Source organism: Streptomyces aurantiacus (genome assembly GCF_027107535.1).
GTDB lineage: Bacteria > Actinomycetota > Actinomycetes > Streptomycetales > Streptomycetaceae > Streptomyces.
Map to the genome: position 1 here is coordinate 2,468,276 of NZ_CP114283.1, position 20,474 is coordinate 2,488,749.

The window sequence follows — 20,474 nt, forward strand, 5'->3', positions numbered from 1 at the left end:
CGCGGGGTTTCGCCATGGGGCCTCAGCGGACCCCGCGCTCTCTCTCCTCCACGAACGCGTTGTACGCCGCGACCTGAGCCCGCCTGGCCGTCCGTTCGACCGGACGCAGAGCCTCGGAGCGTGCAGCCATCTCCGCCGCGCTCACAGCGCCGCCGTGCCCGTTCTCGTACGCCACGGAGATGAGCAGCCCGATGCGCCGGGACAGCGCCAACACGCGGACCGCCCGCGGCGGGTAGCCGGGAGCGAGCGCCTCACCGTCCCGCTCGGCCCGCGCCCGGTACGCGTCGATCGCCGCCTCGGCGACCGGGCCCGAGCCCGCCACGTCGAGCCGTGACAACAAGTCGGTCGCGTCACGCAACGCCTCCGCGAGCTCCCGCTCCGCCTCACCGAGGGACGGCACGTCGGCGGGTGGCGCCTCGCGCACGGCCAGGCAGTGCCAGACGACCTCCACGTGCACGTCGCCGTCCGGGCCGGCCTCGTACACCTCGGGCACGAGCCCCAGCCCGGCCCCGTGGCAGACCACCGCCTCCTCCGCCTCCAGTGCGCGCGCGTTGAAGTCCGGCGGCCCGCTCAGTCCGAGCGGATGCCCGGGCGCGGGCAGCGCAACCCGCAGCCCGGTCACCCCGAGCGCGCGCAGCCGCCCCAGGGCGAGGGTGAGTCCGACGGGCCCCGTCTCGCCGGGCAGCCCCTCGACGCGGTGCACGACGTCCTCGCCGACGATGGCGACGACCGCGTCGTCCGGCGAAGCAAAACCGGCCAACAGGGCATTTCCCCATGCGGCCAGCCGTCCTGAGCGTGGTTCCGAAAGCATGCCCCCACCCTAAGGACCGGCCGATGGATTGGACGGGTCGACCGGTGGCGTAGGTTTTCCCTGGGGGCTTCGTCCACAGACGACAGCGACGGCCGAGACTGCAATGGGAGACAGCGCGCTCATGAGCGATGTACTGGAGCTTGAGGACGTATCCGTGGTCCGAGAGGGCCGGGCTCTGGTGGACCAGGTCTCCTGGTCGGTCAAGGAGGGCGAGCGCTGGGTCATCCTCGGACCCAACGGCGCCGGAAAAACGACCCTTCTGAACCTCGCCTCCAGCTACCTCTACCCCAGCCAGGGCACCGCCACCATCCTCGGCGAGACCCTCGGCAGGGTCGACGTCTTCGAACTGCGCCCGCGCATCGGCATGGCCGGCATCGCCATGGCCGACAAGCTCCCCAAGCGCCAGACCGTCCTGCAGACGGTGCTGACCGCGGCGTACGGCATGACGGCCGGCTGGCACGAGGACTACGAGGACATCGACGAGCGGCGCGCCCGCGCGTTCCTCGACCGCCTCGGCATGACCGAGTACGTGGACCGCCGGTTCGGCACGCTCTCCGAGGGTGAGCGAAAGCGCACCCTCATCGCCCGCGCGCTGATGACCGACCCCGAGCTGCTGCTCCTCGACGAGCCGGCCGCCGGACTCGACCTCGGCGGCCGCGAGGACCTCGTACGCCGCCTCGGCCGCCTCGCCCGCGACCCGATCGCCCCCTCCATGATCATGGTCACGCACCACGTCGAGGAGATCGCCCCCGGTTTCACCCACGTCCTGATGATCCGTCAGGGCAAGGTGCTCGCGGCCGGCCCCCTGGAGCTCGAACTCACCTCGCGCAACCTGTCGTTGTGCTTCGGCCTCCCGCTCGTCGTCGGCCAGGCCGGCGACCGCTGGACCGCGCAGGGCCTGCCCCTGTCCTGACAACCAGGAACACCCGCCCCAACTTGATCGGCGCCCTGTCCGGGACGGACCCGCGGACCTACCATGACCACGTGGACGACATCGACGCATGGGTGTGGTGGCTGATCGGCGCGGTCGGGCTCGGAATCCCGCTGGTCGTGACCGCGATGCCGGAGTTCGGAATGCTCGCCGTCGGCGCCGTGGCGGGCGCCGTGACCGCGGGGATCGGAGGCGGTGTCGTCATCCAGGTCGTGGTCTTCGCCGCCGTCTCGGTCTCCCTCATCGCGGTGGTACGCCCCGTCGCGGCCCGACATCGCTCTCAGCGACCCCAACTGGCCACGGGCATCGATGCCTTGAAGGGCAAGCAGGCCGTCGTCCTGGAGAGGGTCGACGGTTCGGGTGGCCGGATCAAGCTCGCCGGGGAGATCTGGTCCGCTCGTTCCCTGGACACGGGACGCGCCTTCGACGTAGGCCAAGAGGTGGACGTCGTGGAGATCGAGGGGGCCACGGCGATCGTCATGTGACCCCTCGCGGCGTCCAGTGAACGGAACGTTGCACGTGGCGAGTTGTGGTCTGACACACTCGTCCAGCAAGATCTTCGACAATCACAAGATCTTCCGGCAAGCGCCGAGGCGGAGAAGGGTACGGGGAGCCACGATGGGACCGGTCGTCATCGTCCTGATCATTCTGGTGGTGTTGGTCTTCATCGCCCTGATCAAGACCATCCAGGTGATCCCACAGGCCAGCGCGGCCATCGTCGAGCGCTTCGGCCGCTACACGAGGACACTCAACGCGGGGCTCAACATCGTCGTCCCGTTCATCGACTCCATCCGCAACCGCATCGACCTCCGCGAGCAGGTCGTGCCCTTCCCGCCCCAGCCGGTGATCACCCAGGACAACCTGGTCGTGAACATCGACACGGTCATCTACTACCAGGTGACGGACGCCCGCGCCGCGACGTACGAGGTCGCCAGCTACATCCAGGCGATCGAGCAGCTCACGGTCACCACGCTCCGCAACATCATCGGCGGCATGGACCTGGAGCGGACCCTGACCTCCCGCGAGGAGATCAACGCGGCCCTGCGCGGAGTGCTCGACGAGGCCACCGGCAAGTGGGGCATCCGCGTCAACCGCGTCGAGCTGAAGGCGATCGAGCCGCCCACCTCCATCCAGGACTCGATGGAGAAGCAGATGCGCGCCGACCGGGACAAGCGCGCCGCGATCCTCACCGCCGAAGGTATCCGCCAGTCGCAGATCCTCACCGCCGAGGGCGAGAAGCAGTCCGCCATCCTCCGAGCCGAAGGCGAGGCCAGGGCCGCGGCCCTCCGCGCCGAGGGTGAGGCCCAGGCGATCCGTACGGTCTTCGAGTCCATCCACGCCGGTGACGCGGACCAGAAGCTCCTCGCCTACCAGTACCTCCAGATGCTCCCGAAGATCGCCGAAGGCGACGCCAACAAGCTCTGGATCGTGCCCAGCGAGATCGGCGACGCCCTCAAGGGCCTGAGCGGAGCGATGGGCAACTTCGGCCCGATGGGCGGCATGGGCGGCGGCTCGGGCAACGGCGGCACGGAACGCCGCGAAAAGCCGTCGGTGGACTGACAGACACAGACAGACGGGGGCTCACCTCACAAGAGGTGAGCCCCCGCTCTGCTGCGAGGCAGTCCTCGGGGAGCACCGGAAACGGCGCGGTGCTTCAGGGGCGCGGGGAACTGCGCGACCAGCCATGACGGACCCGCACCCGACTCACCACCTCACCGGCAGCGCCTCACAGTCCCCGGAGGGACCCGCTCACGCGGCCGGCTGGGCCAGCCACTCCGGCAGACCCTCAAGATCGTCCCGCCCCAGCGCAAGCAGCATCGCATCGGCCGGCGTCGGCTCGAACGGCTGCCGCAGCAGCGGCATCCCCGCCTGATCCGGCGTACGCGCGGCCTTGCGATGGTTGTCCTCCGCGCACGAGGCGACCGTGTTCAGCCAGGAGTCCTGACCACCCTGCGCCCGCGGCACCACATGGTCCACCGTGGTCGCCCGACGGCCGCAGTACGCGCACCTGTGCCGGTCACGTACCAGCACACCCCGCCTCGACCACGGTGCTTGTCTTCGGAACGGCACCCGTACATAGCGGCAGAGCCTGATCACCCGCGGCACCGGTATGTCCAGCGCGGCTCCGCGCATGCGCAGTTCGGGGTGGGCCTGCTCGACGACGGCCTTGTCCTGCAGCACCAGAACGACGGCTCGGTTCAACGTCACCGTCGACAGCGGCTCGAAGCTCGCATTCAGCACCAGCGTGTCACGCATCCAGCCCACCTCCCATGTGCACCGGCCCACCGCGTGGCGAGCTTGGATCAACTCTGGCCGGGCACGCCGAGATGGACAACGCAATAAAAATGCCCGCCTCTGATCAATTCCAAGACCAGAGACGGGCAAACGTTCAGCGAACGCTCAGCTCTCCGCGGGAGCCGCGTACTCGGCGACGACCTGCGCCCTCGCCAACGTGTGGAACCGGAGATTGAAGCCCACGACGGCCGGTGAAGCGTCCGAGTCGGGACCGAGCTTCTCCTGGTCCACCGCGTACACCGTGAACACGTACCGGTGTGCCGGGTCACCCGCGGGAGGCGCGGCGCCCCCGAAGTCCTTCGACCCGTAGTCGTTGCGCACGTGGACCGCGCCTTCCGGCAGGCCCTCGAACTTCCCCGTGCCCGCACCCGTCGGCAGTTCCGTCGCCGAAGCCGGAATGTCGAACACGACCCAGTGCCAGAATCCGCTCCCCGTGGGGGCGTCCGGATCGAAGCACGTCACGGCGAAACTCCCGGTCTCCGCCGGGAAGCCCTCCCAGCGCAACTGCGGCGAGGTGTTCCCGGCCGCGTAGACCTGAGCGTCGTCCAGCGTCGCGCCCGGTTCGACGTCCTCACTCGTGACCGTGAACGACGGCACGACGGGATGGAAGTCATGGGGAAGCGGCGGCCTCGTGGACTCCGTCACCTCGGCACCTCCTGATCGGTTCCTGCTCTGTGGAAACTCTCGCCCGAGCCTAGAACCAGCTGCGGCGACTGCCGACCTCGGACAGCCACTGGTTGAGGTACGCGGCCCAGTCGGTCCCCTGGAAGTCGTTGAGACCCACCTTGAAGGAACGGAACGAGTCGCTGCCCTCGCTGAACAGCCCCGGCTTCTTGTCCATCTCCAGGACGACGTCCATCTCACGGTCGTCCGCGACGAAGCTCAGCTCGACCTGGTTGAGACCGCGGTACTGCTGCGGCGGGAAGAACTCGATCTCCTGGTAGAACGGCAGCTTCTGGCGCGTGCCCCGGATGCGGCCGCGCTCCAGGTCCGCGCTCTTGAAGCGGAAACCGAGCTGGATGAACGCGTCCAGCAGAGCCTGCTGCGCCGGCAGCGGGTGCACGCTGATCGGGTCCAGGTCACCGGAGTCCACCGCGCGCGCGATCTCCAGTTCCGTGGTCACACCCACGTTCATACCGTGCAGCGGCTGACCGGCGATGGTCGTGATCGGCGTCTCCCACGGGATCTCGAGCCCGAACGGCACCGCGTGCACCGCGTTCGCCTCCAGCTCGAAAGCACCACCGAGCCGCGTCTTCGTGAACTCGATGTCCTGCTTGTGCTCCTGGTCGTCCGGGCCCTCGACCTCCACGCGGGCCTGCAACCCGACCGACAGCCCCTCGATCTGCTGAGCCACGGATCCGCCCTGGATCCGCACCTCACCCTGGACGACACCGCCGGGAACGACGTTGACCTCGGTCAGCACCGTCTCGACCGAAGCCCCACCGGCCCCCAGGCTCGCAAGCAGCCGCTTGAACCCCATGTCTTTTCCTCCTCGGGCAACGCCCCGTTGTTGATCTGTCCGGATCGAATCCTTGATCCATACAAACGCGATCCAGCCGTGTCCGGTTCCGCGCCCTCACCCTGGCAAGGCGGGCGCTCCCTGACCACCCCGCGCGCAGTCACACGTCTGCACTACGCTCGTACGCCATGATCGCGGCCCCTGACCGTACGCCCCTCACCCGGGACTTCTTCGACCGACCCGTTCTCGAGGTCGCCCCCGACCTGCTGGGGCGTCTGCTCGTGTGCACCACCCCGGACGGTCCGATCGAGCTCCGCCTCACGGAGGTCGAGGCCTACGACGGTCCGAACGATCCCGGATCGCACGCCTATCGCGGCCGCACGGCCCGCAACGCGGTGATGTTCGGTCCGCCCGGACACGTGTACGTCTACTTCACCTACGGCATGTGGCACTGCATGAACCTGGTCTGCGGCCCTGAGGGCACGGCGAGCGGCGTCCTGCTGCGCGCCGGGGAGATCACCAAAGGTGCCGAACTGGCCCGCAAACGTCGACTTTCGGCCCGACATGACAGAGAACTGGCCAAAGGCCCCGCCCGCCTGGCCACAGCACTGGGGGTCGACCGGTCCTTCGACGGTACGGACGCCTGCGCCCCCGAGGGTTCGTCGATGACCTTGCTGAGGGGCACCCCGGCACCCTCCGACCAGGTACTCAACGGTCCGCGAACCGGAGTGGCCGGCGACGGAGGTGTCCACCCGTGGCGCTTCTGGATCACCAACGACCCGACGGTGAGCCCGTATCGGGCGCACACCCCTCGTCGGCGCCGAACTTGACTCGCCCCTGGGCGATCCGTAACGTAGCCCGAGCCGCTTGACCCGGGTACGGCGTTCAGCCTGCAGCCGGAAGTGGCCAACCCACTACCTACGACTTCCTCTCAGCGAGGGTCTATTCAGCATGTCCGCATGTCTGAATTGGAACTCGCGGAACTCGATTATGAGTTGCCGAGAGGATCGGCTAACGTAGTGAATGTCGAAAGGCCGCGAGGCCAAAAGGCAAATCCCACCGACTGGGAATCACGGCCCGAAACGGTCTGATAGAGTCGGAAACGCAAGACCGAAGGGAAGCGCCCGGAGGAAAGCCCGAGAGGGTGAGTACGAAGGAAGCGTCCGTTCCTTGAGAACTCAACAGCGTGCCAAAAATCAACGCCAGATATGTTGATACCCCGTCCATCACTTTGTGGTGGGTGGAGGTTCCTTTGAAAAAGTCCTGCCGGACGTGAGTTCGGTAGGCGCATCAGCGAGGACGCTGTGAACAGTCTTCCTTATTCCGGTTGACTGTTCCGCTCTCGTGGTGTTCTCCCGATTACGGGAATACATTCACGGAGAGTTTGATCCTGGCTCAGGACGAACGCTGGCGGCGTGCTTAACACATGCAAGTCGAACGATGAACCACTTCGGTGGGGATTAGTGGCGAACGGGTGAGTAACACGTGGGCAATCTGCCCTTCACTCTGGGACAAGCCCTGGAAACGGGGTCTAATACCGGATGATACTTCCACTCGCATGGGTGGGGGTTGAAAGCTCCGGCGGTGAAGGATGAGCCCGCGGCCTATCAGCTTGTTGGTGAGGTAGTGGCTCACCAAGGCGACGACGGGTAGCCGGCCTGAGAGGGCGACCGGCCACACTGGGACTGAGACACGGCCCAGACTCCTACGGGAGGCAGCAGTGGGGAATATTGCACAATGGGCGAAAGCCTGATGCAGCGACGCCGCGTGAGGGATGACGGCCTTCGGGTTGTAAACCTCTTTCAGCAGGGAAGAAGCGAAAGTGACGGTACCTGCAGAAGAAGCGCCGGCTAACTACGTGCCAGCAGCCGCGGTAATACGTAGGGCGCAAGCGTTGTCCGGAATTATTGGGCGTAAAGAGCTCGTAGGCGGTCTGTCGCGTCGGATGTGAAAGCCCGGGGCTTAACCCCGGGTCTGCATTCGATACGGGCAGACTAGAGTGTGGTAGGGGAGATCGGAATTCCTGGTGTAGCGGTGAAATGCGCAGATATCAGGAGGAACACCGGTGGCGAAGGCGGATCTCTGGGCCATTACTGACGCTGAGGAGCGAAAGCGTGGGGAGCGAACAGGATTAGATACCCTGGTAGTCCACGCCGTAAACGGTGGGAACTAGGTGTTGGCGACATTCCACGTCGTCGGTGCCGCAGCTAACGCATTAAGTTCCCCGCCTGGGGAGTACGGCCGCAAGGCTAAAACTCAAAGGAATTGACGGGGGCCCGCACAAGCAGCGGAGCATGTGGCTTAATTCGACGCAACGCGAAGAACCTTACCAAGGCTTGACATCGCCCGGAAAGCATCAGAGATGGTGCCCCCCTTGTGGTCGGGTGACAGGTGGTGCATGGCTGTCGTCAGCTCGTGTCGTGAGATGTTGGGTTAAGTCCCGCAACGAGCGCAACCCTTGTTCTGTGTTGCCAGCATGCCCTTCGGGGTGATGGGGACTCACAGGAGACTGCCGGGGTCAACTCGGAGGAAGGTGGGGACGACGTCAAGTCATCATGCCCCTTATGTCTTGGGCTGCACACGTGCTACAATGGCAGGTACAATGAGCTGCGATACCGCAAGGTGGAGCGAATCTCAAAAAGCCTGTCTCAGTTCGGATTGGGGTCTGCAACTCGACCCCATGAAGTCGGAGTTGCTAGTAATCGCAGATCAGCATTGCTGCGGTGAATACGTTCCCGGGCCTTGTACACACCGCCCGTCACGTCACGAAAGTCGGTAACACCCGAAGCCGGTGGCCCAACCCCCTTGTGGGGAGGGAGCTGTCGAAGGTGGGACTGGCGATTGGGACGAAGTCGTAACAAGGTAGCCGTACCGGAAGGTGCGGCTGGATCACCTCCTTTCTAAGGAGCATCTAGGCCGCCAAGCTTGCTTGGTGGTCCAGGGCCATTACGTCGGCACACGTTCGACGGTGGTTGCTCATGGGTGGAACGTTGATTATTCGGCACTCTTGGTCGTCTTCTCCTTCCAGTACTGTCCTTCGGGGCGTGGAAAGAATGAGGGAAGCGGCGAGGGTGCCGGGCACGCTGTTGGGTGTCTGAGGGTATGGCCGTATGGCTGCCTTCAGTGCCGGCCCCAGTGCACTCGCCTGTGAAGGCGGGGTGATGGGTGGTTGGTCGTTGTTTGAGAACTGCACAGTGGACGCGAGCATCTGTGGCCAAGTTTTTAAGGGCGCACGGTGGATGCCTTGGTACCAGGAACCGATGAAGGACGTGGGAGGCCACGATAGTCCCCGGGGAGCCGTCAACCAGGCTTTGATCCGGGGGTTTCCGAATGGGGAAACCCGGCAGTCGTCATGGGCTGTCACCCACATCTGAACACATAGGGTGTGTGGAGGGAACGCGGGGAAGTGAAACATCTCAGTACCCGCAGGAAGAGAAAACAACCGTGATTCCGGGAGTAGTGGCGAGCGAAACCGGATGAGGCCAAACCGTATGTGTGTGAGACCCGGCAGGGGTTGCGCATGCGGGGTTGTGGGATCTCTCTTTCACAGTCTGCCGGCTGTGAGACGAGTCAGAAACCGTTGGTGTAGGCGAAGGACATGCGAAAGGTCCGGCGTAGAGGGTAAGACCCCCGTAGTCGAAACATCAACGGCTCGTTTGAGAGACACCCAAGTAGCACGGGGCCCGAGAAATCCCGTGTGAATCTGGCGGGACCACCCGCTAAGCCTAAATATTCCCTGGTGACCGATAGCGGATAGTACCGTGAGGGAATGGTGAAAAGTACCGCGGGAGCGGAGTGAAATAGTACCTGAAACCGTGTGCCTACAAGCCGTGGGAGCGTCGCTCACAGAGTTTACTCTGTGGGTCGTGACTGCGTGCCTTTTGAAGAATGAGCCTGCGAGTTTGCGGTGTGTTGCGAGGTTAACCCGTGTGGGGAAGCCGTAGCGAAAGCGAGTCCGAATAGGGCGATTCAGTAGCGCGCTCAAGACCCGAAGCGGAGTGATCTAGCCATGGGCAGGTTGAAGCGGCTGTAAGAGGTCGTGGAGGACCGAACCCACCAGGGTTGAAAACCTGGGGGATGACCTGTGGTTAGGGGTGAAAGGCCAATCAAACTCCGTGATAGCTGGTTCTCCCCGAAATGCATTTAGGTGCAGCGTCGTGTGTTTCTTGCCGGAGGTAGAGCACTGGATAGGCGATGGGCCCTACCGGGTTACTGACCTTAGCCAAACTCCGAATGCCGGTAAGTGAGAGCGCGGCAGTGAGACTGTGGGGGATAAGCTCCATGGTCGAGAGGGAAACAGCCCAGAGCATCGACTAAGGCCCCTAAGCGTACGCTAAGTGGGAAAGGATGTGGAGTCGCACAGACAACCAGGAGGTTGGCTTAGAAGCAGCCACCCTTGAAAGAGTGCGTAATAGCTCACTGGTCTAGTGATTCCGCGCCGACAATGTAGCGGGGCTCAAGCGTACCGCCGAAGTCGTGTCATTTCAGCATATAGGGCCAACGCCCGCTGGGATGGGTAGGGGAGCGTCGTGTGCCGGGTGAAGCCGCGCCGGAAGGCAGTGGTGGACGGTTCACGAGTGAGAATGCAGGCATGAGTAGCGATACACACGTGAGAAACGTGTGCGCCGATTGACTAAGGGTTCCTGGGTCAAGCTGATCTGCCCAGGGTAAGTCGGGACCTAAGGCGAGGCCGACAGGCGTAGTCGATGGATAACCGGTTGATATTCCGGTACCCGCTGTGAAGCGTCAAACATTGAACCAGGCGATGCTAAGTCCGTGAAGCCGTTCCGGACCCTTCGGGGAAAGGAAAGTGGTGGAGCCGACGGACCAGACCTGCAGTAGGTGAGTGATGGGGTGACGCAGGAAGGTAGTCCATCCCGGGCGGTGGTTGTCCCGGGGTAAGGGTGTAGCCCGTGTGATAGGTAAATCCGTCGCACATCAAGGGTGAGACCTGATGCCGAGCCGATTGTGGTGAAGTGGATGATCCTATGCTGTCGAGAAAAGCCTCTAGCGAGTTTCATGGCGGCCCGTACCCTAAACCGACTCAGGTGGTCAGGTAGAGAATACCGAGGCGTTCGGGTGAACTATGGTTAAGGAACTCGGCAAAATGCCCCCGTAACTTCGGGAGAAGGGGGGCCATCACTGGTGATCCGATTTACTCGGTGAGCTGGGGGTGGCCGCAGAGACCAGCGAGAAGCGACTGTTTACTAAAAACACAGGTCCGTGCGAAGCCGTAAGGCGATGTATACGGACTGACGCCTGCCCGGTGCTGGAACGTTAAGGGGACCGGTTAGTCAAACTTCGGTTTGGCGAAGCTGAGAACTTAAGCGCCAGTAAACGGCGGTGGTAACTATAACCATCCTAAGGTAGCGAAATTCCTTGTCGGGTAAGTTCCGACCTGCACGAATGGCGTAACGACTTCTCGACTGTCTCAACCATAGGCCCGGTGAAATTGCACTACGAGTAAAGATGCTCGTTTCGCGCAGCAGGACGGAAAGACCCCGGGACCTTTACTACAGTTTGATATTGGTGTTCGGTTCGGCTTGTGTAGGATAGCTGGGAGACTTTGAAGTCATGGCGCCAGCCATGGTGGAGTCGTCGTTGAAATACCAGTCTGGTCGTGCTGGATGTCTAACCTGGGTCCGTGATCCGGATCAGGGACAGTGTCTGATGGGTAGTTTAACTGGGGCGGTTGCCTCCTAAAGAGTAACGGAGGCGCCCAAAGGTTCCCTCAGCCTGGTTGGCAATCAGGTGTTGAGTGTAAGTGCACAAGGGAGCTTGACTGTGAGACCGACGGGTCGAGCAGGGACGAAAGTCGGGACTAGTGATCCGGCGGTGGCTTGTGGAAGCGCCGTCGCTCAACGGATAAAAGGTACCCCGGGGATAACAGGCTGATCTTCCCCAAGAGTCCATATCGACGGGATGGTTTGGCACCTCGATGTCGGCTCGTCGCATCCTGGGGCTGGAGTCGGTCCCAAGGGTTGGGCTGTTCGCCCATTAAAGCGGTACGCGAGCTGGGTTTAGAACGTCGTGAGACAGTTCGGTCCCTATCCGCTGTGCGCGTAGGAATATTGAGAAGGGCTGTCCCTAGTACGAGAGGACCGGGACGGACGAACCTCTGGTGTGCCAGTTGTCCTGCCAAGGGCATGGCTGGTTGGCTACGTTCGGGAGGGATAACCGCTGAAAGCATCTAAGCGGGAAGCCTGCTTCGAGATGAGTATTCCCACCAACTAGATTGGTTAAGGCTCCCAGTAGACGACTGGGTTGATAGGCCAGATGTGGAAGCCCTGTAAGGGGTGAAGCTGACTGGTACTAATAGGCCGAGGGCTTGTCCTCAGTTGCTCGCGTCCACTGTGTAGTTCCCAGACAACGAACGGTTGTGCTGGCTGAACAGTTCCACTAATCAATTGAATAGTGTGCTTGTTCGCTGCCCGTTCACAGCTCTGTCTATGGCAGGGTGTCTGAAAGGGTTTCGGTGGTCATAGCGTGAGGGAAACGCCCGGTTACATTCCGAACCCGGAAGCTAAGCCTTACAGCGCCGATGGTACTGCAGGGGGGACCCTGTGGGAGAGTAGGACGCCGCCGAACAATTTTTGGAGGACCTTTGGTCCCAGCGACTCGCTGGGACCAAAGGTCCTTTTTTGTTTTCCGAAGCGCGCCGGGTACCCGGCTGCGCGAGAATGACTTGCGGTACCGATGACAGGAGTCACCCATGTCCACCAACTCTCCCGACGAGCGACCGGAGCGCGACCAGCGACGCCGGGACAGTGGTGACCGCGGAGGACCGCGCCGGGACAACGACCGTGGTGGGTCCGGCCGGCGTGACGACCGTCGCGACGACAGCCGTGGTGGTGACCGTCCGGCGTTCCGTCGTGACGACGACCGCGGTCCCCGGCGTGACAGCGACCGTCCCCCCTTCCGCCGCGACGACCGGCGTGATGACAACCGTGGCGGTGGCGACCGCGGCGGCTTCCGCCGTGATGACAACCGCGGCGGTGACCGTCCGGCATTCCGTCGTGACGATCGTCGTGATGACAACCGTGGTGGCGGCGACCGTGGAGGGCGTCCGCCGTTCCGTCGGGACGACCGACCCAGCGGGCCGAGCCGCGACGACCGTGACCGTGGCCCGCGGCGTGACAGCGACCGTCCCCCCTTCCGCCGCGATGACAACCGCAGTGGTGACCGTCCCGCGTTCCGTCGTGATGACCGGCGTGATGACAACCGTGGCGGCGGCGACCGCGGCGGCTTCCGCCGTGACGACAACCGCAGTGGCGGCGACCGCGGCGGCTTCCGTCGTGATGACAGCCGTGGTGGTGACCGTCCGGCGTTCCGTCGTGACGACGACCGCGGTCCCCGGCGTGACAGCGACCGTCCCCCCTTCCGCCGCGACGACCGGCGTGATGACAACCGCAGTGGCGGCGACCGCGGCGGCTTCCGGCGTGACGACAGCCGCGGCGGTGACCGTCCGGCATTCCGGCGTGACGACCGACCCAGCGGGCCGAGCCGTGACGACCGTGACCGTGGTGGCCCGCGGCGTGACAGCGACCGTCCCCCCTTCCGCCGCGACGACCGGCGTGACGACAACCGCAGTGACCGTCCGGCGTTCCGTCGTGACGATGAGCGCGGCGCCCCTCGGCGTGACGGTGACCGTCCCCCGTTCCGTCGTGACGACCGGCGTGACGACAACCGTGGCGGCGGCGACCGTGGCGGCTTCCGGCGTGACGACAACCGTGGCGGTGACCGTCCGGCGTTCCGGCGTGACGACCGACCCAGCGGGCCGAGCCGTGACGACCGTGACCGTGGCCCGCGGCGTGACAGCGACCGTCCCCCCTTCCGCCGCGACGACCGGCGTGATGACAACCGCAGTGGCGGCGACCGTGGCGGCTTCCGTCGTGATGACAGCCGTGGTGGTGACCGTCCGGCGTTCCGTCGTGACGACGACCGCGGTCCCCGGCGTGACAGCGACCGTCCCCCCTTCCGCCGCGACGACCGGCGTGATGACAACCGTGGCGGTGGCGACCGTGGCGGCTTCCGGCGCGACGACAGCCGCGGTGGTGGCGGCTTCCGCGGGCGGGACGATCGGGGCGGGCCTCGCCGCGACGACGACCGCGGCGGGTTCCGTGGGCGCGATGATCGCCGGGACGACCGGCGCGGTGGCGGCGGTGGTGGCCGCTTCCGCGACGAGCGGGAACGCGACCGCGAGCCGATCAAACGGCTGCCGATCCCGGACGACGTCACGGGTGAGGAGATCGACAAGGACGTACGACAGGAGTTGATGAGCCTGCCCAAGGGGCTCGCCGAGGACGTCTCCAGGAACCTGGTGATGGTGGCCCGGCTCATCGACGAGGACCCCGAAGGTGCGTACGGCTACTCCAGGGTCGCGCTGCGTCTCGCGTCGCGTGTCGCCGCCGTGCGGGAGGCGGCCGGCTTCGCCGCGTACGCGAACCAGAAGTACAGCGAGGCGCTCGCCGAGTTCCGGGCCGCGCGGCGCATGACCGGAAACGTCGACCTGTGGCCCGTGATGGCGGACTGCGAGCGTGGGCTGGGACGTCCGGAGAGGACGCTCGACATGGCCGGGGCTCCCGAGGTGCAGAAGCTCGACAAGGCCGGCCAGGTCGAGATGCGGCTTGTGGCGGCCGGTGCACGGCGGGACATGGACCAGCTCGACGCGGCCATCGTCACGCTGCAGAGCCCCGAGCTGGCCTCCAACTCCGTACAGCCCTGGACCGCGCGGCTGCGTTACGCGTACGCCGACGCGCTGCTCGCGGCCGGGCGTGAGGGCGAGGCGCGCGACTGGTTCGCCAAGGCCGTCGAGTCCGACAAGGACGGCAGCACCGACGCCTCGGACCGGCTCGCGGAGCTCGACGGTGTCGAGTTCATGGACGCATTCGACGAAGACGAGCACGAGGGCGGGGGAGATGGCCAGGACGAGCCGGAGCTGGAGCGCGATGGCGACAGTCTCCCGGAGGTCGTGACCGTCGAGGTGCCGGAGGTCGTGACCGCCGAGGTGCCGGAGACCGAGGCCGTCGAGGCGGTCGAGGAGACCGAAGGTTCTGTGGGCGAATCGCAGGGCGCCGTCGACAGTGACGACGTCGACAAGGGCGCCGACGTCGACAAGGGCGCCGACGTCGACAAGGACGCTGTCAAGGACAGCAGCAAGGACGACCTGGAGGACTGAGGTCCCTCAGCAGCCGGAGTCGGACTTGTAGGAGCGTGCGGGCGGGATCCCCTGGAGGGGGTCCCGCCCGTTTGTGTTGCGGTGTTGCGGTGTTGCGGTGTCGCCGGGAGCCGAGTCAGACGCCGAGCGCGCGGAGCACCAGGCCCGATGCCGGCTTCGGGCCGAAGGACGTCGACTTGCGGGGCATGGTGACACCCTGGCTCGCCAGGGCCCGTACGACCTCCTCGTGGACCGGGTGCATCAGGACGGCCGTGCCGCCGTCGCGCTCGGCCTTGGCCACGGTGGCGGCCGTGTCGTGGATGTACGCGATGTGCTCCGGGACGTCCGGAATGCGCCACACATGGTCGAGGAGGGTGGCGTGCAGGACTGTCGCGTCGAGGGTGCGCCAGGCTTCCGGCCGGTCCTGCTGGATCGTACGGGCGAGGAGTTCGGGGGAGGGGCGGTCCACGAGGTGGAAGGCGCCGTCGCCGGCGAGGAGGAAGGCGTTTCCATCGGCAGCCGCGGTGGACAGGGCGGACAGGGCTTCGTCCAGGGGCCCGGCCACGTCGCGTATGCGGAAGGACCCGTCCAGGGCGGCGAGGGCCTCGGGCACCGGGAGGCGGTGCAGGAGACGGTGGATCGCGCGGACGCGGAGCGGATGGCGGGCGGTGTCGACCAACAGCACCAGACCGAAGTCCCAGGCGCTGGGGGAGGGGTGCTCCGCGCGTAGACGCAGGTAGGTGGCCCAGCGGTGGTGGCCGTCCGCGATGAGCGCCTGGCGGCCGGCCAGGTCCGTGCGCACCTCGGCGAGATCGGTGGGCTGGGTGACGGCCCACAGACGATGGCTGAAGCCGTCCTCCGTGGTGGTGGACAGCAGGGGCGGGCCTTCGGCGGTGCGCTCGATGACGGCCGTCGTCCCGGAGTCGGTGCCGTCGCCCCGGTAGGTCAGCAGCAGGGGTTCGAGGTTCGCGGAGGTGGCTCGCATGAGGGCCGCGCGGTCCGCGACGACGTGCGGCATGACGTCCTCGTGCGGCAGCACGACGCCGTCCGCCGGTTCCGACAGGCGCAGGGCCCCGATGACACCCCGCTGGAGAAGACCATCGCGGTCCCGCTGCTCGTAGACGTACAGACCCGGCTCGGTGTCGGTCGTCAGGACGCCCTCGGACAGCCAGCGGTTCAGGGTGTCCGCCGCCTGCTCGTTGCGGACGCCGGGCGTGGTGGCCTGCGGCAGGATCAGCCGGACGATGTTGTGCGGGTCCGCCGATTCGAGGTGGTGCAGACCGTCGGGCCGTACGACCACGTCGTACGGCGGGGATGTCACGGCGGACAGGCTGCCGACCCGGTCGGGGTCGTAGCGCAGGCCCCGGAACGGGGTGAGATCAAGGCCCATGCGTGCCGGTACGTCCGCGGTACCTGCAGTGTTCATTGATGCATCGTAAGTGTGTCGGTGCCATGCGCGATGATCGGGGGAATGGGATCGAACGAGGAGCGATGCGTAATGAGCCAGACCGCGAGGACGCGGCCCGATGGCAGTGACACGGCCCTGAGTGAGGCGTACGACACGGCGCTGCTCGACCTGGACGGCGTGGTGTACGCGGGCGGGAACGCGATCGCGTACGCGGTCGCGTCGCTCGGTACGGCCCGCACGGGCGGGATGCGGCTCGCGTACGTGACGAACAACGCGCTGCGAACGCCCGACGCCGTCGCGGAGCACCTCACGGAGCTGGGCATGGCGACCGAGGCGTCGGACGTCATCACCTCGGCGCAGGCCGTGGCCCGGCTGATCAGCGAGCAGGTGCCCCAGGGGGCCCGCGTGCTGGTGATCGGCGGAGAGGGGCTGCGGGTCGCCCTGCGTGAGCGGGGGCTGGAGCCGGTCGAGTCGGCCGACGACGAGCCGGTGGCGGTCGTGCAGGGCTTCGGCGGGCCCGACCTGCCCTGGGGACGCTTCGCGGAGGCCAGCTACGCCGTCGCGCGCGGGGTGCCGTGGTTCGCGTCCAACACCGACCTGACGATTCCCAGCGCGCGCGGAATCGCTCCGGGCAACGGGGCGGCCGTGGAGGTCGTACGGATCGCGACGGGCGCCGAGCCGCAGGTGGCGGGCAAGCCGCTGCCGCCGATGCACCGCGAGACGATCCTGCGGACCGGGGCCGTGCGACCGCTGGTCGTGGGTGACCGGCTCGACACCGACATCGAGGGAGCGTTCAACGGAGAGGTGGACTCGCTGCTCGTACTGACCGGGGTGACCGACGGGCCGCAGCTCCTCGCGGCGCCGCCGGAGCACCGGCCGACCTATGTCGACGCCGACCTGCGGGGGTTGCTGACCGGCCAGCCCGAAGTCGTCGAGGCGGGCGGTGGCTTCCGGTGCGGGGGTTACACGGCGACGGCCGGGAGCGAGCGGCTCGAACTGGACGGTGAGGGCGAGCCGATGGACGGGCTGCGGGCCCTGTGCGCCGCAGCCTGGACGGCGGCCGGCGACGGCACCTGCGAACTGGACGGAGGCAAGGCGCTGGCACGGCTGGGGCTTTGAGGGCTCTGATCACTGTGCGCCCGGGACCGTCCGCTCGGCTCGCGGTCTTCGGCGCATGGCGGCCGAAGGGGGAGGTCGCGCAGGCCAACGCGTACGCGGATCGAAGCGGCTTGCGAGGGTAGGCTAACCTAACTACGTGTTGGTCGACAGTCCCCCCGAACCGCGCGCGGAGACCGCCCCCGCGCCCCCGAGCCGCCGGGCGATTCGAGCCGCAGGGCTCCTGCTTTCCCTCGCCGTACTGGTGCTCGTCGCCCTGGCGAGCATCGCGATCGGCGCGAAAGAGCTGTCGCTGGAGCAGGTCTGGCACGGCCTGTTCGAGGACTCGGGGACGTACGGCGACGTCGTGGTGAGCGAGCGGTTGTCGCGTACGGTCCTCGGGCTCCTCGCCGGCGCCGCGCTCGGTCTCGCGGGGGCGGTGCTCCAGGCGCTCACCCGCAACCCGCTCGCCGACCCCGGGCTGCTCGGTATCAACGCGGGCGCGTCCGCCGCGGTCGTCACGGCCATCACCTTCTTCGGCGTCACCTCACTGAACGGCTATGTGTGGTTCGCCTTCGCGGGCGCGGCCGTCGTCGGGGCGCTGGTGTACTTCCTCGGCGGCAGCAGGGGGGCGACGCCGGTGCGGCTCGCGCTCGCCGGCACCGCGATCAGTGCCGCGCTCTACGGCTACCTCCAGGCCGTGATGATCATGGATGAGGCGGCGCTCGGCAAGATGCGCTTCTGGACGGTCGGTTCGCTGGCCTCGGCCACCGAAAGCACCATCCGGCAGGTGCTCCCGTTCATCGTGGTCGGCACGGTCCTCGCGCTGGCGCTCGCCCGGCCGCTGAACGCCATGGCCATGGGGGACGACACCGCACGTGCGCTCGGAGCGCATCTGAACCGCACCCGCGCGCTGTCCATGGCCGCCGCCACGGTGCTCTGCGGAGCCGCGACCGCGGCCTGCGGGCCGATCGTCTTCGTGGGACTGATGGTCCCGCACGTCGTCCGGTCCTTCACCGGGCCCGACCTGCGCTGGATCCTGCCGTACGCCACCGTGCTGTCGCCGGTGCTGCTGCTCGGCGCCGACGTCGTCGGCCGCGTGGTCGCCCGGCCCGCGGAACTCCAGGTCGGCATCGTCACCGCGATCCTCGGTGGCCCGGTCTTCATCTTTCTCGTACGACGGCGGAGGACGGCACAGCTGTGAAGGCCCCACGCAACCAAGTCCCACGCGAGCGGGCCCCACGCGAGCAGGCCGACCACGAGCGGGCCGCCACCGACCGGGCCTTCCGCGGCCGCGCGATCCGTGCCGGCGGCGGGTTGTCGGTCCGCGTCGACGTCCGCGTGTTCACGGTCGTCACCCTGCTGCTGGTGACGGCGCTCACCGCGGGGGTCGTGCTCATCGGCACCGGCGACTTCCCGATCCCCGCCGGCGACGTCCTCAGGACGCTGCTCGGCAACGGCGACGCGGGCCAGGAGTTCATCGTCAACGAGCTGCGGCTGCCGCGGGTCCTGGTGGGGCTCCTCGTCGGCGCCTCACTGGGACTCGGCGGCGCGCTCTTCCAGGCCATCTCCCGCAATCCGCTGGGCAGTCCGGACGTACTCGGCCTCGGGCAGGGCTCGACCGCCGGTGCGCTCGTGATGATCGTGCTGTTCTCGGGAAGCGCCACCCAGGTCGCCGTGGGTGCGCTGGCCGGCGGTCTGGTGACCGGGTTCGCCATCTACGTGCTCGCGTGGAAGAGGGGCGTGCACGGATACCGGCTCGTGCTGGTGGGTATCGGCGTCTCCGCGATCGTCACGGCCGTCAACGGCTATCTGATCACCAAGGCGGACCTCGTCGACGCGGCCCGCGCGGTCGTCTGGATGACCGGCTCCCTCAACGGCCGTGACTGGTCCCAGGTCTGGCCGCTGCTCGGCCTGTGCGCCGTACTCGTACCGCTGGTCCTCGGCAACGCGCGCGCCCTGCGGATGCTGGAGATGGGCGACGACGTGGCGTACGCGCTCGGCGTGCCGGTGGAGCGGACGCGGCTGCTGCTGATGGTGGCCGCCGTGCTGCTGACCGCGTCGGCCACCGCCGCCGCGGGCCCGGTCGCCTTCGTCGCGCTCACCGCGCCGCAACTCGCGCGGCGCCTCACCCGCTCACCGGGTCCCAACCTGCTGCCGGCGACGTGCATGGGCGCCGCGCTCCTCGTCGTCGCGGACTGGGCCTCCCAGCGGGCCTTCGGAGCCGACCAGCTGCCCGTCGGCGTCGTGACCGGAGTGCTCGGCGGTGTCTATCTGCTGTGGCTCCTGGTCACCGAGCGCAAGGCGGGCCGGATATGAACGCCGACGGCGGGACGAGCCCGGGCGCCGGCAGCCCGGCACGTACGGAGGCCCCCGCGGAGACGAGCACGGACGCCCCCGCCAGGAGCGGTACGGGCGCCGGTGGCGGGCCGCACATGAACAACCCGAGGAGCACTGTGAACCGCCTGTCCGCCGAGAACGTCACCCTGGCCTACGACCAGCGCGTCATCGCCGAACGGTTGTCGGTCGAGATACCGGACAACTCGTTCACCGTGATCGTCGGCCCCAACGCCTGCGGCAAGTCCACGCTGCTGCGCGCGCTGTCGCGCATGCTGAAGCCGAACCAGGGCCGTGTGCTGCTCGACGGGCAGGTCATCCAGTCGATGCCCGCGAAGAAGGTGGCGAGGACGCTCGGGTTGCTCCCGCAGTCGTCGACCGCACCCGACGGCATCACGGTCGGCGACCTCGTGGGGCGCGGCCGGTACCCGCACCAGGGGCTGCTGCGCCAGTGGTCGGCCGAGGACGAGCGGGTCGTACGGGAGTCCATGGCCTCGACCGGCGTCGCGGAGCTCGCCGACCGGTACGTCGACGAGCTCTCCGGGGGCCAGCGCCAGCGCGTGTGGATCGCGATGGCGCTCGCCCAGCAGACACCGCTGCTGCTGCTCGACGAGCCGACGACCTTCCTCGACATCCAGCACCAGATCGATGTGCTCGACCTGTGCGCCGAGCTCCACGAGGAGCAGGGCCGCACGCTGGTCGCCGTACTGCACGACCTCAATCACGCCGCCCGGTACGCCACCCACCTGATCGCCCTGCGGGGCGGGTCGGTGATCGCGGAGGGCGCCCCGGCCGACATCGTCACCGCCGAGATGGTGGAAGAGGTCTTCGGGCTGCGCTGCCAGGTCATCGAAGACCCGGAGACGGGCACGCCGCTGGTGGTGCCCGCGGCGCGCAGGGCACGTACGGCTCCCGTGCCCGTCGGTCTCACGAAGGGGTGACCGGGCAGGGGCACGGAGGCGTCAGAGGGGCACGGAGGCG

14 protein-coding genes, 3 rRNA genes and 1 pseudogene are annotated in these 20,474 nt (G+C 66.9%); 13 read left to right on the forward strand and 5 right to left on the reverse strand.

Annotated features, from left to right (window positions below):
* Window positions 1–22: 22 nt before the first annotated feature.
* Window positions 23–811, reverse strand: coding sequence for a hypothetical protein (locus O1Q96_RS12640; protein ID WP_269248262.1), 789 nt, complete (start codon window positions 809–811; stop codon window positions 23–25).
* Window positions 812–932: 121 nt separating this feature from the next.
* Between O1Q96_RS12640 and O1Q96_RS12645 the strand changes: the two genes are divergently transcribed.
* The 3 genes from O1Q96_RS12645 (at window position 933) to O1Q96_RS12655 (ending at window position 3,302) form a co-directional block, all read left to right on the forward strand.
* Window positions 933–1,724 (forward strand): ABC transporter ATP-binding protein, encoded by a 792-nt coding sequence (locus O1Q96_RS12645; protein ID WP_269248263.1) that lies wholly within the window; start codon window positions 933–935, stop codon window positions 1,722–1,724.
* A gap of 71 nt (window positions 1,725–1,795) precedes the next feature.
* Window positions 1,796–2,227: an NfeD family protein gene (locus O1Q96_RS12650; protein WP_269248264.1), complete on the forward strand. Its 432-nt coding sequence runs from the start codon at window positions 1,796–1,798 to the stop codon at window positions 2,225–2,227.
* A gap of 133 nt (window positions 2,228–2,360) precedes the next feature.
* A complete protein-coding gene (locus O1Q96_RS12655) occupies window positions 2,361–3,302 on the forward strand; it encodes an SPFH domain-containing protein (protein WP_269248265.1) in 942 nt (313 codons plus the stop codon).
* A gap of 189 nt (window positions 3,303–3,491) precedes the next feature.
* On the opposite strand, the gene O1Q96_RS12660 is transcribed toward O1Q96_RS12655, so the two are convergent.
* The 3 genes from O1Q96_RS12660 to O1Q96_RS12670 form a co-directional block, all read right to left on the reverse strand.
* Window positions 3,492–3,998 (reverse strand): HNH endonuclease, encoded by a 507-nt coding sequence (locus O1Q96_RS12660; RefSeq protein WP_217452526.1) that lies wholly within the window; start codon window positions 3,996–3,998, stop codon window positions 3,492–3,494.
* A 144-nt stretch (window positions 3,999–4,142) separates the two neighbouring features.
* Complete coding sequence (locus O1Q96_RS12665) at window positions 4,143–4,682, reverse strand: YbhB/YbcL family Raf kinase inhibitor-like protein (RefSeq protein WP_269248266.1); 540 nt, start codon at window positions 4,680–4,682, stop codon at window positions 4,143–4,145.
* A 49-nt stretch (window positions 4,683–4,731) separates the two neighbouring features.
* Window positions 4,732–5,517 (reverse strand): sporulation protein, encoded by a 786-nt coding sequence (locus O1Q96_RS12670; protein WP_269248267.1) that lies wholly within the window; start codon window positions 5,515–5,517, stop codon window positions 4,732–4,734.
* A 167-nt stretch (window positions 5,518–5,684) separates the two neighbouring features.
* Here O1Q96_RS12670 and O1Q96_RS12675 point away from each other — a divergent pair, with 167 nt between their 5' ends.
* From O1Q96_RS12675 to O1Q96_RS12700, 6 genes and pseudogenes are all read left to right on the forward strand, one after another.
* Window positions 5,685–6,326, forward strand: a complete 642-nt coding sequence (locus O1Q96_RS12675) for a DNA-3-methyladenine glycosylase (RefSeq protein WP_269248268.1) — start codon at window positions 5,685–5,687, stop codon at window positions 6,324–6,326.
* Between the two features lie 542 nt (window positions 6,327–6,868).
* A 16S ribosomal RNA gene (locus O1Q96_RS12680) occupies window positions 6,869–8,396 on the forward strand.
* A gap of 312 nt (window positions 8,397–8,708) precedes the next feature.
* Window positions 8,709–11,832 (forward strand): 23S ribosomal RNA (locus O1Q96_RS12685).
* Window positions 11,833–11,967: 135 nt separating this feature from the next.
* Window positions 11,968–12,084 (forward strand): 5S ribosomal RNA (rrf, locus tag O1Q96_RS12690).
* The 16S, 23S and 5S rRNA genes sit together here, the layout of an rRNA operon.
* 124 nt (window positions 12,085–12,208) lie before the next feature.
* Window positions 12,209–13,171, forward strand: a pseudogene (locus O1Q96_RS44765) (hypothetical protein); the annotation flags it as partial.
* 600 nt (window positions 13,172–13,771) lie between these two features.
* Window positions 13,772–14,674, forward strand: coding sequence for a hypothetical protein (locus O1Q96_RS12700; protein ID WP_269253580.1), 903 nt, complete (start codon window positions 13,772–13,774; stop codon window positions 14,672–14,674).
* Window positions 14,675–14,789: 115 nt separating this feature from the next.
* On the opposite strand, the gene O1Q96_RS12705 is transcribed toward O1Q96_RS12700, so the two are convergent.
* On the reverse strand, window positions 14,790–16,079 hold the full coding sequence (locus tag O1Q96_RS12705) for a DUF1015 domain-containing protein (protein ID WP_269248269.1): 1,290 nt from the start codon (window positions 16,077–16,079) through the stop codon (window positions 14,790–14,792).
* A 72-nt stretch (window positions 16,080–16,151) separates the two neighbouring features.
* Between O1Q96_RS12705 and O1Q96_RS12710 the strand changes: the two genes are divergently transcribed.
* The 4 genes from O1Q96_RS12710 (at window position 16,152) to O1Q96_RS12725 (ending at window position 20,434) form a co-directional block, all read left to right on the forward strand.
* Window positions 16,152–17,180 carry an HAD hydrolase-like protein gene (locus O1Q96_RS12710; RefSeq protein ID WP_269248270.1) on the forward strand — a complete coding sequence of 343 codons (1,029 nt, stop codon included), beginning with the start codon at window positions 16,152–16,154 and terminating at the stop codon, window positions 17,178–17,180.
* Between the two features lie 136 nt (window positions 17,181–17,316).
* Window positions 17,317–18,360: a FecCD family ABC transporter permease gene (locus O1Q96_RS12715; RefSeq protein ID WP_269248271.1), complete on the forward strand. Its 1,044-nt coding sequence runs from the start codon at window positions 17,317–17,319 to the stop codon at window positions 18,358–18,360.
* A gap of 95 nt (window positions 18,361–18,455) precedes the next feature.
* Window positions 18,456–19,475, forward strand: coding sequence for a FecCD family ABC transporter permease (locus O1Q96_RS12720; RefSeq protein WP_269253581.1), 1,020 nt, complete (start codon window positions 18,456–18,458; stop codon window positions 19,473–19,475).
* 116 nt (window positions 19,476–19,591) lie between these two features.
* On the forward strand, window positions 19,592–20,434 hold the full coding sequence (locus O1Q96_RS12725) for an ABC transporter ATP-binding protein (RefSeq protein ID WP_269253582.1): 843 nt from the start codon (window positions 19,592–19,594) through the stop codon (window positions 20,432–20,434).
* The last annotated feature ends 40 nt before the right edge of the window (window positions 20,435–20,474 follow it).

What these genes read in the sequence shown, in the direction of transcription:
- O1Q96_RS12725 (WP_269253582.1), top strand. Translation starts at nt 19,592, where the DNA reads ATGAACAACCCGAGGAGCACTGTGAACCGCCTGTCCGCCGAGAACGTC.
- O1Q96_RS12640 (WP_269248262.1), bottom strand. Translation starts at nt 811, where the DNA reads ATGCTTTCGGAACCACGCTCAGGACGGCTGGCCGCATGGGGAAATGCC.
- O1Q96_RS12675 (WP_269248268.1), top strand. Translation starts at nt 5,685, where the DNA reads ATGATCGCGGCCCCTGACCGTACGCCCCTCACCCGGGACTTCTTCGAC.
- O1Q96_RS12705 (WP_269248269.1), bottom strand. Translation starts at nt 16,079, where the DNA reads ATGAACACTGCAGGTACCGCGGACGTACCGGCACGCATGGGCCTTGAT.
- O1Q96_RS12670 (WP_269248267.1), bottom strand. Translation starts at nt 5,517, where the DNA reads ATGGGGTTCAAGCGGCTGCTTGCGAGCCTGGGGGCCGGTGGGGCTTCG.
- O1Q96_RS12710 (WP_269248270.1), top strand. Translation starts at nt 16,152, where the DNA reads ATGAGCCAGACCGCGAGGACGCGGCCCGATGGCAGTGACACGGCCCTG.
- O1Q96_RS12655 (WP_269248265.1), top strand. Translation starts at nt 2,361, where the DNA reads ATGGGACCGGTCGTCATCGTCCTGATCATTCTGGTGGTGTTGGTCTTC.
- O1Q96_RS12700 (WP_269253580.1), top strand. Translation starts at nt 13,772, where the DNA reads ATGAGCCTGCCCAAGGGGCTCGCCGAGGACGTCTCCAGGAACCTGGTG.
- O1Q96_RS12645 (WP_269248263.1), top strand. Translation starts at nt 933, where the DNA reads ATGAGCGATGTACTGGAGCTTGAGGACGTATCCGTGGTCCGAGAGGGC.
- O1Q96_RS12660 (WP_217452526.1), bottom strand. Translation starts at nt 3,998, where the DNA reads ATGCGTGACACGCTGGTGCTGAATGCGAGCTTCGAGCCGCTGTCGACG.